16 protein-coding genes are annotated in these 14807 nt (G+C 52.7%); 6 read left to right on the top strand and 10 right to left on the bottom strand.

The features are described from left to right. Positions 1 to 45: 45 nt before the first annotated feature. A complete protein-coding gene (gene pepT, locus A3848_RS28625; protein WP_074088433.1) occupies positions 46 to 1278 on the top strand; it encodes a peptidase T in 1233 nt (410 codons plus the stop codon). A 59-nt stretch (positions 1279 to 1337) separates the two neighbouring features. Here pepT and A3848_RS28620 read toward each other — a convergent pair whose 3' ends face one another. From A3848_RS28620 to A3848_RS28600, 5 genes are all read right to left on the bottom strand, one after another. Continuing rightward, complete coding sequence (locus A3848_RS28620; RefSeq protein WP_074088432.1) at positions 1338 to 1778, bottom strand: winged helix-turn-helix transcriptional regulator; 441 nt, start codon at positions 1776 to 1778, stop codon at positions 1338 to 1340. A gap of 154 nt (positions 1779 to 1932) precedes the next feature. After that, positions 1933 to 3069, bottom strand: coding sequence for an NADH-dependent flavin oxidoreductase (locus tag A3848_RS28615; protein ID WP_074088431.1), 1137 nt, complete (start codon positions 3067 to 3069; stop codon positions 1933 to 1935). A gap of 175 nt (positions 3070 to 3244) precedes the next feature. After that, positions 3245 to 3619 (bottom strand): winged helix-turn-helix transcriptional regulator, encoded by a 375-nt coding sequence (locus A3848_RS28610; RefSeq protein ID WP_074088430.1) that lies wholly within the window; start codon positions 3617 to 3619, stop codon positions 3245 to 3247. 141 nt (positions 3620 to 3760) lie between these two features. Continuing rightward, complete coding sequence (locus tag A3848_RS28605; RefSeq protein ID WP_178382096.1) at positions 3761 to 3946, bottom strand: hypothetical protein; 186 nt, start codon at positions 3944 to 3946, stop codon at positions 3761 to 3763. A gap of 53 nt (positions 3947 to 3999) precedes the next feature. After that, positions 4000 to 4269: a carbohydrate ABC transporter permease gene (locus A3848_RS28600; RefSeq protein WP_074088429.1), complete on the bottom strand. Its 270-nt coding sequence runs from the start codon at positions 4267 to 4269 to the stop codon at positions 4000 to 4002. A 236-nt stretch (positions 4270 to 4505) separates the two neighbouring features. Between A3848_RS28600 and A3848_RS33240 the strand changes: the two genes are divergently transcribed. Genes A3848_RS33240 through A3848_RS28585 form a run of 3 tightly spaced genes read left to right on the top strand, consistent with a single transcriptional unit; the run spans position 4506 to position 6847 of the window. Beyond that, positions 4506 to 5543 (top strand): hypothetical protein, encoded by a 1038-nt coding sequence (locus A3848_RS33240; protein ID WP_074088428.1) that lies wholly within the window; start codon positions 4506 to 4508, stop codon positions 5541 to 5543. A gap of 47 nt (positions 5544 to 5590) precedes the next feature. Then, entirely contained in the window at positions 5591 to 6475 is an 885-nt protein-coding gene (locus tag A3848_RS33235) for a heparinase II/III domain-containing protein (RefSeq protein ID WP_305953452.1), read from the top strand. A 51-nt stretch (positions 6476 to 6526) separates the two neighbouring features. Further along, positions 6527 to 6847: a cupin domain-containing protein gene (locus A3848_RS28585; RefSeq protein WP_074088426.1), complete on the top strand. Its 321-nt coding sequence runs from the start codon at positions 6527 to 6529 to the stop codon at positions 6845 to 6847. Positions 6848 to 6937: 90 nt separating this feature from the next. Here A3848_RS28585 and hxlB read toward each other — a convergent pair whose 3' ends face one another. After that, entirely contained in the window at positions 6938 to 7495 is a 558-nt protein-coding gene (gene hxlB, locus A3848_RS28580; protein WP_074088425.1) for a 6-phospho-3-hexuloisomerase, read from the bottom strand. 7 nt (positions 7496 to 7502) lie between these two features. Further along, positions 7503 to 8135, bottom strand: a complete 633-nt coding sequence (gene hxlA, locus A3848_RS28575) for a 3-hexulose-6-phosphate synthase (protein WP_074088424.1) — start codon at positions 8133 to 8135, stop codon at positions 7503 to 7505. A gap of 208 nt (positions 8136 to 8343) precedes the next feature. Between hxlA and A3848_RS28570 the strand changes: the two genes are divergently transcribed. Both A3848_RS28570 and A3848_RS28565 read left to right on the top strand, forming a co-directional pair. Then, positions 8344 to 9792 carry an MATE family efflux transporter gene (locus A3848_RS28570; protein ID WP_371916105.1) on the top strand — a complete coding sequence of 483 codons (1449 nt, stop codon included), beginning with the start codon at positions 8344 to 8346 and terminating at the stop codon, positions 9790 to 9792. Positions 9793 to 9906: 114 nt separating this feature from the next. Then, complete coding sequence (locus A3848_RS28565; RefSeq protein ID WP_074088468.1) at positions 9907 to 10503, top strand: class I SAM-dependent methyltransferase; 597 nt, start codon at positions 9907 to 9909, stop codon at positions 10501 to 10503. Between the two features lie 279 nt (positions 10504 to 10782). On the opposite strand, the gene A3848_RS28560 is transcribed toward A3848_RS28565, so the two are convergent. From A3848_RS28560 to A3848_RS28550, 3 genes are all read right to left on the bottom strand, one after another. Then, on the bottom strand, positions 10783 to 12120 hold the full coding sequence (locus A3848_RS28560; protein ID WP_074088422.1) for an extracellular solute-binding protein: 1338 nt from the start codon (positions 12118 to 12120) through the stop codon (positions 10783 to 10785). Between the two features lie 111 nt (positions 12121 to 12231). After that, positions 12232 to 13032, bottom strand: coding sequence for a response regulator transcription factor (locus A3848_RS28555; protein WP_074088421.1), 801 nt, complete (start codon positions 13030 to 13032; stop codon positions 12232 to 12234). Continuing rightward, positions 13016 to 14722: a cache domain-containing sensor histidine kinase gene (locus tag A3848_RS28550; RefSeq protein WP_083612437.1), complete on the bottom strand. Its 1707-nt coding sequence runs from the start codon at positions 14720 to 14722 to the stop codon at positions 13016 to 13018. The genes A3848_RS28555 and A3848_RS28550 overlap by 17 nt, the downstream gene beginning before the upstream one ends. Positions 14723 to 14807 lie beyond the last annotated feature (85 nt).

Here is a 14807-nt window from a genome sequence, read left to right as displayed (position 1 = left end):
AGTGATACTATAGATATACGATGAGATAGAGGAGATGACCTGTTAATGAAAGAAAAGCTGATCGAACGGTTTGTTTCGTATGCCCAAATGGATACCCAATCGAATGATGACAATGAAGCCTGTCCTTCCACACCGGGGCAGATGGACCTGGCCCACAAGCTGGTAGCAGAGCTTCAGGAGCTGGGTCTTGTGGAGGTTACAGTGGACGAGCATGCCTATGTCATGGCTACCCTGCCTGCCAACACCCAAAAGCAAGTTCCCACGATCGGTTTCCTGGCACATCTGGATACTGCGACTGATTTCACCGGAGCGGATGTGAAGCCGCAGATTATCGAGAACTACGATGGCAAGGATATTGTCCTGAATGAAGCATTGGGCGTTGTGCTCTCCACGCAGAGCTTCCCGGAGCTGCCTGAATACAAAGGCCACACGCTGATCACAACGGATGGCACCACCCTGCTGGGGGCAGACAATAAAGCGGGAATCGCTGAGATTATGACCGCCATGGCCTACCTGCTGGAGCATCCGGAAATCAAGCATGGCAAGATCAGAGTCGCTTTTACCCCTGATGAGGAAATTGGACGCGGGCCGCATAAATTCGATGTTGCGCGCTTCGGGGCTTCCCATGCCTATACGGTGGACGGTGGACCGCTCGGGGAATTGGAATACGAAAGCTTCAACGCTGCCGGTGTCAAAATCAGCTTCCACGGTGTAAACGTGCATCCCGGAACTGCCAAAGGCAAGATGATTCATTCGTCCAAAATCGCCATGGCGTTCCACCTCCGACTGCCATCCGGCGAAGCGCCGGAATTCACTGAGGGCTATGAGGGCTTTTACCATTTGATCTCCATGTCGGGTACAGCGGAGCACAGCAAGCTGCAGTATATCATCCGTGACTTTGACCGAGAGGCCTTCGAGAACCGCAAGGCGTATATCGCAGCGATTGTTGAGGAATTCCAGTCTACCTACGGAGCAGAGAATGTAGTTCTGGAAATGAAGGATCAATATTATAATATGCGTGAAAAAATCGAGCCAGTGCGGCATATTGTCGATATCGCCCAGGAAGCCATGGAGAACCTTGGTATTACTCCAGTGATCCGCCCGATCCGCGGTGGCACCGACGGTTCGCAGCTGTCATATATGGGGCTGCCGACACCGAATATTTTCACTGGTGGTGAGAATTTCCATGGAAAATTCGAGTATGCCTCCGTGGATGTAATGCTAAAGGCCGTGCAGGTCATTGTCGAGATCGCCAAGCTGACTGAGCAGAAAGCCTAACGGCTTAGGTGCAGTGGGTACACACCCCCTTATATGTAACAATATCCCCGGCAGGAGCATTAGCTCCTAGCCGGGGATATTTGTTTAGGCTCTGCCTGCGGTTCTGCAGCCGGAGAAGCAGAGGCTGGCAATTCAGGCAGCCCGGGATGCTCCCTGAAGAGTTCCTGGCGGTAAGTTTCACCCCAGCTTTTGATATTCAGAAGGGCTGTCTCCAGGCCTCGGCCACAGTCCGTCAAGGAGTATTCCACCTTCCGCGGGGCCTGCGGATACACCTTTCGATGAACAAGTCCTGCACGCTCCATGTCTCTGAGCTGAAGAGTCAGCATCCGCTGGGTGATGTCCGGGCAGAGCCTGCGGATTTCGTTGAATCGCTTAGTTCCGCTGATTAGATGATAGAGAAGAATCCCCTTCCACTTCCCGCTGATCAGTTCAAGCGTACTCTGAAGGGATTCCGGGTATTCATTTGAAGTAGATGCTCCGCTGCTCCGCTGTACATTCATTAGGTGTGATCCCCTTTGCCCAAATTATGTATATCGCCAATAAATATGATTGTATCACACATCCCTTGGAATCTACGCAAATAACCTCTCACTGCCCTGATGAAGCAGCAGCGAGAGGTTATGAACAGCATATTTCATTAAGCTGGCGGTCTTCTTAAGACTTCACTGGAATCCAGCCAGGAGTATGGGTCAGAGCACCCCACAGCGGATCGGGGATGACAAGTGTGCTCTGTGCAGCAGTGTCCAGCTCCGTACGGATCTCATCGGCACGGCCTTCAGCAACCTTCTGCACCCAGTCCGGTTCAATCAGCAGCGGACGGCCCAGCGCCACCAGACGGATTCCGCTGGTCAGGCCCTTCAGCGCATCATCTGCGCTGTAGAGCGAACCGACGCCAATCACCGGCAGTCCGCTGCCCGCGCGGTCAACGATCTGTTCAATCCGCGGGCGGCTATCTTCGGTTCCGCGCCGCGGCAGCGACCAGAGTTCCTGCAGCGAGGCATGGAGATAATCCAGCCCTTCTTCCTTCAGCGCATCGATCAGTACGAAGGATTCGGCCATTGTAATTCCAGGCGTCTCCGGTTCCTCAGGAGAAAAACGGTAGCCGACAAGAAACGGCGATGATGCATGTTCTTTCACTGCACTTTTTACTGCGCGCAGAACGGCCAGCGGGAAGGCCAGGCGTTTCTGCACATCTCCACCCCAACGGTCTTCACGCGTGTTGGAATGCGGAGAGAAGAACTGCTGCAGCAGATAACCATTTGCTCCATGAATCTCCACACCGTCAAATCCGGCTTCAATCGCACGGCGGGTAGCCGCACCAAAGTCGGCGATGATCCCTTCGATTTCTTCATCGGTCAGCGCACGGGGAACAGGTCCATGTCCGCCGCCGGGAAGCTCTGACGGCACATTGCTTGCGCTGACGGGCTGTCCGTCAGGCAGCTGCGCCGGCGGGCATTGGCGTCCGCCGTGGAAAATCTGCAGAACCGCCTTTGCGCCCTCACCCTTTATGGCTTCAGCCAGCTGACGCAGGCTGGGAATCAGCTCATCACGGTCAGCACCGAACTCACCTGCGAATCCCTTGCCTCCACGCGATACGTATACACAGGCGGTAATCACCATTCCTGCTCCTTTGGAGCGGCGGATGTAATAATCAAGCTCCGGTCCGGATACCGTCCCATCCTCATTCGAGGAGAAGTTGGTCATAGGTGCCATTACTACGCGGTTTTTCAACGAAATCCCGATTGCGAACTGGAATGATTCAAGCAACGGACTGTAATCTGTTTTTAACATCTTCTGTAATCCCTCCAATATAGTTTATATACCGAATACCGAATATCTAATATCTTTTAGTAAGCTTCATACTTAGTGTAATCTAGTTGGGCACAAAAAGAAAGCACGCACATTTATGTAACGTACTTTCCTTGCAGATACTATCGATATGAGCATAGAAATTTCTATTCCATTGCTATCTCTCGCCTGGAGGGATGTCCTTCCAGATTACATTCTCTCCGTAGTTTTTGCCCCAGTCATACATCATATGCAACACAGGAAGCAGGCTTTGCCCGTACTCCGTCAATGAATATTCCACTCTCGGCGGAACCTCGGCATACACTTGTCTGAATACAAGCTGATCCTCTTCCAGCTCACGGAGCTGGTTGGTCAGCATTTTCTGTGTAATATGGGGAATCAGCTTCTTCAGCTCGCTGAAGCGTTTGGTCCCTTCCAGGCCCAGATGCCACAGAATAATCAGCTTCCACTTCCCGCCAATGACAGCAAGCGTAAGCTCCTTCTCGCAGTTGATTTCCTTCAGGTTAATGCGGTCCTTAATCTCCGTTGCCAATTGAAGCAGCTCCCTTCCTTCTTAATCATACTACAGAACACCCGGGAGACGCACATGACCGCGGGGAAGTCAAATCCCGCTCCATATACGCACACAGACCGCCGGCTTGTAAGCAGGCGGTCTGTGTGCGTTCCTTCTATTTTACTTGTCAGCTAATGATCCCTGCAGACTGACCGCGCTGAAATCCGGCTGTGCTGCAATATCGGTGTCGCCCGCAGCTTTGGCTTTTTCCAGTGCTGCATTGTAGCGGGTATTCAAATCCTGGAGCTCCTTGTCCAGATCACCGCCGGCAAAAATAAATTTGTTGAAGACATCGACTTTTTTCATTCCTTCGAGACGTCCTTGGGAGAAGAAATAATCCCGGAGCAGCTGCCGCCCCTTCAGTGCACGGTTGAGGACAACGGCAAAGTAATCAGCAGCTTGCCGCCAGCATAGATGAAGGTGTTGACCACCGACTTCCAGAATTCCTTGTCCCGGAACAGGCGCTCGAAATTATCCAGTCCGATGAACAGCGGTTCGCCAAAGCCCTGGTAATCATAGAACATGTACTTTAGAGCCCAAAAGATAGGATACACTCCAAAAATCAGCGTCAGAATCAAGCTGGGAGCAACGGAGGTCCAGGCGTTAATTTGACGTTTCGATTCATTCATTTATTGTTCCTCCTGTCATTGGTCTATGCATCTGTCCTTAATGATAATTCACTCCGTTCATAACGGTTAGGGAGAAAGCGACTGCCCTTGGGGGAGAATTTCACTTTTTCAGTTGCTTTGTCCCCCTTTCTTCCCTTTGTTTATCCATCCCGCCCTTAGTGAAAGCACGGCTATACTAATAAAAGAAAGGGACGCCAGCGAATCATGACAACTTTACAAGGAGGTCTGAACTACCGATGAATTCAGCACACGGCGGCGGTGCCGGGGCCCGCATCGGCGGCCTGCGACTGACTCATTCCCAGCTTGGTTTGCCCATTGCACTGGCGAATGGCGGCTTGCAGCATGCTCTGTCGGGATGGTGCCAGGAGCCGGGTAGCGGCAGTAATGTTTATCTGGAGCAAATGCCAGGGGGCCGGAGTGGTCTTCAGCCTTCGGGCGTGACTCCGGCGGGAAGTGTTCCGGATGAGGATGTGCAGTGTATCCGGATAAGCAATACGGCGGAATCTGAAATGACAGTCCTGCGTTATGAGGAGCTCATCCCTGTACGCGAAGGGGATCATTACAGCATGCAAACAGCACTCAGCCTGGAGGCGCCTCTGAGCGGAGGAATCCGCGCCGAGGTCCGTTTCCTGAATGCTGCGAAGCAGCCGCTGGGACCGGAACTGCTCTCCCCCACTTTTAACCGGCCCACGCTGACCAATTGGGTGTACCAGCTTGAGTCAACGGGTGCAGACGCCAATATGTATATGATCTCAGGCGAAAGCAGATTTGCGGAACAAGCCAAGCAAAAGCTGCTGTACATGCTGGCAGACATGCAGGTAGGCATGGATATTTTCCGCAGAGACGGCTGGCATGACGATGATACCTACGGTGCGGTGCATATCGGGAGAGGGCTTGCTGCTGCCTCGGTCATCTATGATCAGATAGCTGGCAGCAGTGTTCTCCTTCCCGAGGAGGAGTCTCAGCTTCTCGCCCACTTCCGCTACATTGCCGCAATGATGATGGATACCGGCTACTACCGGTTCGATCTGGAGACCTTCCCGGACGAGAAGGGCGCAAACGCAGCAACTGGAATGCGGACCGGGCGACCGGGCTGGGCGTGTATGCCCTCCTCTTCCCGCAGGAGGAACAGAGCGGAGCCTATCTTGATCATGCCCTCTCTGTCATCGACTGGCAGCTCGCGGAAGTGGTGGACCCAGACGGCGCTTGGCCGGAGAACATCCGCTACCACGGGGCCGTGCTGCACCGCTATTTTCTCTTTTTCTTCCTGCTGAAGTGCTTGAAGGGCGTTGATTATTTCAAGCATGACAAGGTAAAGGGCATGTACCGCTTCCTTATGGGCACGGTGACTGCGGCAGATACCCTTCAGGGCGGCGTTTCCGGCTCCCCGGTTCTGCTTACACCGGCTGTTGGTGATGCCAATGTACAGGAGAAGTGGTTTCGCCTACTCGGCTATGCGGCTCCATTCTATACGGAGGAAGACCCGCAGCTTGCCGGGGAAATGATCTGGACCTGGAAGCGCGGCGGTGCACCCGTGGAGGATAACGGAGCATATCCCCTGCCTCTGGTCGCTCTACTGTATCCACAGCCGAACCTCCCGGAGCAGCAGCCCGCTCTCGGCTCCGTACATTATCCCGATATCGGCTATGTCATCTTCCGCAGCGGGGAGCAGAATCTGCAGCATTATGCGATCTACGAGGCTTCGCCGCTGACTTACCATGCTCATCACGATGAGGGGCATTTCTCCATCTGGGCGAACGGGGTTTCGGTAACACTCGATTCCGGAACAGGGGGCTATTATAACGGAGACCGGCACTGGTATGTATCCGGCGCAGCCCATAATGTTGTCCAATTTGATGATAAATCCGGAAGATTCGCCAACGGCCCGCTGCGAAGCAACTGCAAGGAGGTCCGGTTTTCGGAGGAACTGGATTATGTAAGAAGCCGCATTCCAGATGCTAATGCCAGGGAGTATGAGCGTAATTTTGTATTCATTAAGGCAGGCTGCTTGTACAAGATCACCCGGTCGGACGGCGCGTGGTTTATCGCCGCCATCAACGGTACCGGGCAGAGCCGTCATATTACGGTCCCGGACCTTGGACCACTCAGACTGCTTGGAGAGCCTGAGACAGCAGAGCCAGGACAGCCTGAGCCAATGGGACTGAGACTTGAGGCAGGCAGGATTCACATCGCCATGCCTCGATAAGCGGCAAATCCGGGTAATACACACATTAAATAGATGGAGGAAGATTAGAACATGAGCAATCTTGGAGTATGGGAACCGGCAGAGCCTGGAGTCAAACGCTGTATTTTGAATGCGGCAGCAAGTCTGATGATGATGGAGGTTCATTTCGAAAAAGGGGCCGAGGGCTATGAGCACAGCCATCTCCACGAGCAGATGAGCTACTGTCTGCGTGGAAGCTTTGTGTTCCGTATTGACGGCATGGAGCACATTGTTAGCGCAGGCCAAAGTATTGCCATACCGGCAAATGCCAAACATGGCGTAACAGCCTTGGAGGCAGAATCAGCGCTGCTCGATGCCTTCACACCTATCCGCGAGGATTTGCTTAAGCGCTAGAGGGGCAGGCCGTAAGATAGATCAAGAATCTGCCAGCTGTACACAATCAAACACCGCCTATCCGGATTCTTTGGACAGGCGGTGTTATTTTCATTCCAGATTGGCGTGGTTGCCGAACATCCGGGTGGAGGTCTGGCCGGTCTCTTCCATCATCCGCAGAATCACGGCATCGTAAAAGAGCAGCAGGGTCTGTTCAAACAGTGAAGCCATCGGCTGGATGGTGATATGACCTCCGTCCGTCTGTTCCTTGGGTGCACCCGGCAGCTTGACGGTTTGATCAGCCAGCCGGCCAATGGATGACTCCGGGGAAATCGTTACAGCCACAACGGCGGCTCCCGCTGCCTTAGCTTTGCCGGCCATGGTCAAGAGGCTGGCCGTCTCGCCGGAACCGGAGCCCAGCACCAGCACATCTCCCGGCCCGATCCCCGGTGTTACCGTTTCACCGACCACGTAGGCTTCCTTACCGGTGTGCATCAGCCGCATCGCGAAGGCCCGGCCCATAAGACCAGAGCGGCCGGCACCGGCGACGAAGACCTTGCCGGAGCGCAGCAGCAGCGCTGCCAGCTGCTCGGCCTCCGCTGTCTCAAGCTGTCCGACCGAACGCTGCAGCTCATTCACTATCTCCTGTGCATAGCTAACAGTATCCATAAAGGGATTAGGCCTGGCTGACCAGGCGCTTCATTTCCGCCGCCGCAGCCTTCTGATCGCTTTCACCGGTAATGCCGCCGCCAACGATCACCAGATCGGGGCCGGCTGCAATCACTTCAGGCAGCGTGCCCAGCTTGATGCCCCCGGCAATTGCCGTTTTGGCCTGCTTCACTACACTCTTGATGGCCTGCAGATCAGCGAAGGAGTTTTTGCCTTCAGCCTGATGGTCATACCCGGAATGCACACAGACATAATCCACACCAAGCGCGTCCACTTCGGCCGCTCTTCCCTTGATATCCTTGACGTTGATCAGGTCCACAAGAATCTCACGGCCGCTTTTCTTGGCTTCCTCTACAGCCCCTTTAATCGTTGAGTCATCGGACACACCAAGTACGGTCACGATATCCGCGCCTGCTTCAGCCGCCTTCATCACCTCGTACCCGCCGGCATCCATAATTTTCAGATCTGCCAATACGGTCAATGCTGGAAAAGCTTCCTTCATCGCCTTCACCGCATGCAGGCCCTCATTAATAACAATCGGTGTTCCAATCTCCACAATATCTATGAATTCGGCTACCTCCGAGACAATATCCTTCGCCCCTTCAATATTTACAAGGTCCAGCGCCAATTGCAGCTTCATCTATTCGACTCCTTTTAATATATTTTAGTAAGTGCTTCACCTATTGTAGGTGCATAGATTCATTAAGGGAAGTAGGCACTTTGCCGTGTTGTAGTTACTCCAAGGATACTATTGCGCCTGGTAAAGGTCTGCTTAACGGGAGTGGTCCAGGAAACTCATGTTGGTTTTTTCAGAATTTTCGTAAATGTACTGCATTTTCATAAAAGCTGTGCTAACATACACCTTGTTTACAGCTGACAGGCAGCAAGAAATAACTAAAAGAAGGTGTGTAATGAACCAAACGAAACACCAGGAGTTTAATTTGATTAAGCTGACCTGGCCTATATTTTTGGAACTGTTCCTGTTTATGCTTATGGGAAGTGTGGATACGTTCATGATCAGCTCGGTATCGGATGATGCGGTGTCCGGTGTAGGCGCAGCCAATCAGATTATTACTATGGCTATCCTCGTGCTGAGCGTAATCGGCAACGGTGCAGCCATTGTCGTGTCCCAGTATCTCGGGTCGAGGAAGCCCAAAGAGGCCGCAGAGGTCACCGGCAATGCCATTACATTAAATCTGGCAGTAGGCATTATTCTCAGCACAGCTCTGTTGTTCTTCGGAGGCTCGCTGCTGGGCGCGCTGAATGTCACAGGGGACATTCTCGTACATGCCAAGGTCTATATCCATATTGTCGGAGGCGGGATTTTCCTGCAGGCGCTGCTGAATGCCCTGGCAACGACCATCCGCACACACGGTTTTACCAAGCAGACCATGATGGTCTCCCTGCTGATGAATCTCATTCACGTAGCCGGTAATTATCTGCTGATCTTTGGACATTTCGGCCTGCCTGCGCTGGGTGTGCAAGGAGCAGCAATTTCCACGGTAGCCAGCCGTCTCATTTGCCTGATTCTCTTCTTCCTGCTGCTCTACAGAATTATGGAGGTGCGGGTAAAATGGACGTATTACATTCATCTTTCCAAAAAATATGTCATGCAAATTCTCAAAATCGGTATCCCGTCCGCGTTTGAATCGGTGATCTATCAATCCTGCCAGCTGATTTTCACCCTATATATTACGTATCTGGGCGCCGAAGCTATGGCTACCCGCCAATATGCGCTGAATATCTCCAGCTACATCTTCTTATTCAGCGTTGCTGTATCTATGGGAACCTCCATTATTGTAGGACATCTCGTCGGAGCAGGGCGGCCGGAGGAAGCCTACAAGCGGGTGTTCAACAGTGCAAAATGGGCGCTGCTCGTCACGGTGATTATTGATGCTGCCGTCATTTTCTTCCGTATTCCGCTGATGGGTCTATTTACAGATAATATGAGTATCGTCACCATGGGTGCCCAGGTTATTCTGCTCAGTATCTTCCTGGAGACCGGACGAACCTGCAACCTGGTCATTATCAACTCCTTGCGCGCCTCGGGCGATGCCAAATTCCCTGTCTATATGGGTCTTATATCGATGATCTGCATCAGTCTGCCGCTCGGCTATGTGCTGGTATTCCAGATGCATTTGGGCCTGGCCGGAGTCTGGCTGGCTACTGCCTTTGATGAATGGCTCCGGGCGATCATCATGTATTTCCGCTGGAAGAGCCGGGCTTGGGAAAAGCATGGACTGATTGGGCACGAGTCTTCGGAGGCTGCTGTCCCTTCGGCCGCACCGGCACACTGATGTATAATGGAATAAAACAAGCGGTTCATCCCGATCTGTCCAGATCCAGAGAACCGCTTTTTATACATATAATTTTCCAATCTATAACAAAGGGAGAGAATGATTGCAATGACAATGAATGAGCGGAAAGAAGCAGAGAAAGAGCAATTCAATACCCTCGCCGCTGTCTGGAGCAATAGTGAGGAAGCAATTGGACAGGCCGAAAAAGTAGTCGCCGCCCTCGGTATACAAAGCGGCCAGAGTCTCATGGACGTGGCTTCCGGCAGCGGCGTCATTCTCCATGCGCTGAAGAAGCGGCAGATTGCTCCCCGGCGCTACTTGGCTATGGACATTTCCCCGGGAATGCTGGAGGAGCTGCGCAGAAGCTTCCCCGAGGCGGAGACGGACTGCGCCGATTTCGAGAGCCCGCTCGCTTACCATCCGGGCTTTGACCATGTGCTGATCTATAACAGCATCCCCCATTTCTCCAATCTGGATATGCTCTTCGCCAACGCCCAGCGGAGCCTGCTTCCTGGAGGCACCTTTGTGATCGCCCACTCCAGAACACGGCAGGGTCTGAAGGAGCATCATCAGCGCATCGGTTACATTAGCGAGCGTGAACCTATTCCCGCAAACGAAGAGCTGTCCCGTCTGGCGGCACAATATGCTTTTGACCAAGTTGTTACCTCGGATGATGAATTTTTCTATTTCTCTTGCCGCAGCAGGAGGTAGGTCTCTTTCTCCGCGACAGCCCTTGATACGCAGAAATGGGATCCCCGGCAAGCCGTCAATCCGGCTGTGGGACATCCCATTTCTCTAAAATGGGCTAAGGCTTCTACAGCCTCCAGAGCGCCAGTGAAGCCGCTGTAATCCACACACTGTTTATAAAATAATGCCTTGTATTTCCATTTATACACACATTGGCGTAGTTGCTCCAGTGGGGATGGGCCGGAATCGAAAGGGAGCCCTAGCACCACAGGAGACTTCCGTTTCCGCTAATCACCCGAATCTTCAGTTTCCTTTCTCCACCGCTTCTTTATGCTTGGCTGCGAACTGCTCCGGCGTTACCGCCTTGCCGAACAGTGCCTGAATCATATCCAGGTGGACCTGAGCGGCATTCGGCTTCATCTGCACATCCGCAAACAAAGTAATGCTGCTCGCATGATTGAGCTCGTTCAGCAAATCCACATACAACTGAGGCAGCTCGGAATTCGAGGTATCTACTTTGGTCGCCGGAATAACACCCGCCGTCGTTACAGAATCCTGGCCCCATTTGGATACGAAGTACTCGACGAAGGCTTTGGCTTCTTCCTTCACCTTGGAGGATTCGGCTATGAATAGGCCGACACCGGGACCGCCCACCCAGCTGTTGATATTCCCTTTCCCCCCATCGACGGTAGGGAACTTGAAGAACCCAACCTTGTCCTTAAATACCTGAGGGATATCCGGGTTAGTAGTAAAGTTAGGCAGCTCCCATGTTCCTGTCAGATACATAGCCGCTTTTTCATTCACGAACTCCGACTTGCCCTCCTCGTTCGACAATCCGTTGAAGCCCCTATTGAAGGCGTTCATATCCACCAGAGTCTGCACTTCAGCCGCAGCCTTGATTAATCCCGGGTCATCAAACGAACCTGAACCATCGGTCGCTTTTTTCAGGGTGTCGCTTCCCGCGATCCGGTCAGCCAGATACATATACCACAATGAGCCGGTCCAGCGGTCTTTGTTGCCCAAGGCGATAGAAGCTACTCCGTTATACGAGAGTATTCTCACAATTTGCTTGAATTCCTTATACGTGGTTGGAACCCGCAGACTGTATTTGGTAAAGATATCCTTGTTATAGTAAATAGGCGAGATATTCAGCTCGATGGGCAGGGCATAAGTCTTGCCGTCCACTGCATAAGCTTCCGTAGTACCGGCTACAAATTTGTCCTTCAGCTGCTCCCCGTACAGGATATCATCCAGCGGAGCGAACAATCCGCCCTTCACGTAAGGCTCCATGAAGCCTGCGGCCCAAGTAATGCCGACATCCGGCAGCTCGTTTGCGGCAGACAGCACCTTCAGCTTGTTCTTATACTGCTCATTTTCCAGCACTTCCTGCTTGATCGTGACGTTCGGATGCTCCTTCTGGTAATCGTCAATGATCTGCCCAACCAGTTTATTCTGCTGGGCCGAGCTGTCCGCCGGCCATAAATGCATCATCTTGAGGGTAACCTTTTGCGCCGGTGCATCACCTGGTGTCTGGGACGCAGGGCTGGTCCCGGCTGAATTGCCCCCCCAACCGCAGCCCGGCAGAACGAGTGCCAGCATAAACGTCAATATCAGGCTTGGGGTTATTGTGTTCCTCCGCATTCCTATAACCTCCATGATTTGTTGTGCGGGCGAATGTAATCGTTCTCATACACACTCTAGCATCGCGGCCGGAGGACTATAAGATCACGCTCATTGGGTATAATTCCACTTTTATTGGATTTCGCTGTGCTCATCCTTCATTTGTTGGCGGTAGCGGCTTGGACTGATGTCTTCCAGGGACTTGAACACTTTGATAAAATATTTATCCGTGCGGTAGCCTACGCGCTCTCCGATCTCACCAATCGGCAGGCGCGTCTGCAACAGCAGCTCCTTGGCACGCTGAATTCGGATACGCGACAAATATTCGCTGAACGATACGCCAACCTGCTCTTTGAACAGCACGCTGAAGTAGCTGGCATTCAAGTGAATCAAGCCGGCTACTTCAGACAGGGTCAGCTGCTCGTGCAGATGCTGCTCTACATAGGCCAAGGCTTCCTTCACCGGTTCCCCCATTCCCGCCGTATCCGGATCGATCTCCATCAGCTTGTGATCCACCAGCTTCTCCAGCTTCTCGTGGCGCTGCTGCTCTTCTTCCTGCTTCAAAGCCGTCTCCACAACTTCTAGCAGTTCTCCCTTGTCCAGCGGTTTAAGCAGATAATTGAATGCTCCAAGCCTCAGTGCCTGCTGCACATATTCAAACTCAGCGTAGCCGGAGATGACAATAATGACCGGCTTCCGGGCTTCTCCCTTCAGGGAGCGGATCAGGTCCAGTCCACTGACCTCAGGCATGCGGACATCGGTAATCAGCAAATGCACACGTCCATGCTGCAGCCGTTCACGCGCGTCAATTCCGTTATCAGCCGTTTCTATGATGTAGCGGCCAGCCGCCCACACCTCCAGCGTCTGCCGGATGCCCTGCCGTGTTCTCGGTTCATCATCTACGATCAGTATTGTCCTATTGCCCAGATTCATAAGTATGTCCTCCATCATTCGGAATTTCAAAAGTGATCACCGTTCCCTCGGAACGGTTGCTCTCAATGCGCATTCCCTCCATCTCCGTGCCTTCCGCTCTATAGTACAGCTTCAGACGCCGCTGGACATTTACAAGCCCTATTCCCGTACCCTTAGAAGAGATAGATGGACCGCCCTCCAGTGCAACGTATAATGACTTTAAGGTGTCGGAATCCATTCCCGGGCCGTCGTCCTGTATCGATATCCGGGTCCAGCCTTCACGCGTGGAGGGGGTGACAATAACACTGACTGCTCCGTTCCCTACCCGGCCCTCCACTCCGTGGAGAATCGCATTCTCGACGATCGGCTGAATAAGCAGCTTTGGCACAGGTACGGCCGCCTCAGGAAGCTCAAGCTGAATATTCCAGGACAGGCGGTCCCCCATCCGCATCTCCATAATTTTCAGATAACGCTTCACCTGCTCCATCTCTTCCCCAAGTGTAACCCATTCATCGGAGCTCGAATTTCCGATAATGTACCGGAACAGCCTGGACATGATAACCACAAGCCCGGCCAGCTCTTCTTCACCCTTCTCCTCAAGCGACCAGTTGAATGCCTCCAGCGTATTAAACAGGAAATGCGGGTTAATCTGCGCCTGCAGCGCCTTTAGCTCCGTACGGCTCTGTAGTACTTCTTTTTCATATACCACACGGATCAGATCATTCATATTGGCAATCATGCCATTGTACGTATAATTCAATTCCCTTAATTCCATTGTGGATACCGTCTCTGAATTAGGGGTCAGAACCCCGAGTCTGGATTTACGCATTGCCCGAATCAGATGGATAATCGGCCTGGTAATCATCGTAGATAGCACAAAAGACAACAATAAAAACAGCAACGTGCCGATTCCTCCCGAAACCAGTAATACCGTTCTAAGAATAGAGATACCTTTGGTAACATAGCTTACTGGAGTGAGCACCAGCAGTGTCCAGTTGGTCTTGTCCGAGCGCAGCTTCACCTGCACATATTCCTTATCCTGAAAGCTGACCGTCTGGTCCTCGCTGGCAAGCAGCGGCAGCAGCTCGGGCTTAGGATCCTCACTGCCCCCGAGCAGTTGGCCTTCATCATTCACCAGCAGCACAGATTCGCCCCCGTCGCTGCCGGACAGCGGGTCATCGAGCTGGAAGTAGCTGCGCTGGATACGCGCGATTAAATAGCCGCCCCGTGAGAACCAGCGGTCCATCAGGCTCACCTGGCGGATGGCCAGAAGACTCCCGTCGTCATTGGGATCAACGCCGATCCAGACCAGCCTGCCCTTTTGAGTATTGGCTTCAGTGATGTAAGGATTGCTGATTCTTGTGCCCAGGCTGCCTTCCTTGATCGGGAACAGCAGCCGGTAATCCGCCGTATACAGTTCCAGAGAACCCACACTCGGCATATAGGCCTGGTAGCTGGAGACAATCTGCAGCAGAGACTGCCGCTGGTTAAAAGACACGGATTTGCCGTTCAGCTCTTCCGTCAGCAGCTGCTGAACGGTCGGGTGATTCGCTACCTGCTCCGTCAGGCTGTCGATCTGGTCGATCAGCGCATCCAGCCTCCCGTTAGCTTGCACCGCAGTCTGCTGGATGTGCCGCTCTGCATTATTTTTCAGCAAAAACGAGACCCTGTTATACACAAATGCCCCGGACACAGCAATAATCACCAGCATAACCAGCAGAAACCCAATGAATATTTGATTGCGCAGCGTATTTAGTTCCTTTATTTTCCCATACACACAGGATTCCCTCTTTCAC

Origin of the sequence: Paenibacillus sp. P32E (assembly GCF_001909085.1) — a bacterium.
Taxonomy (GTDB): domain Bacteria; phylum Bacillota; class Bacilli; order Paenibacillales; family Paenibacillaceae; genus Paenibacillus_AQ; species Paenibacillus_AQ helianthi.
The sequence above is the reverse complement of the archived record's forward strand: the minus strand, read 5'-3'. Positions and strand labels throughout refer to the sequence as shown.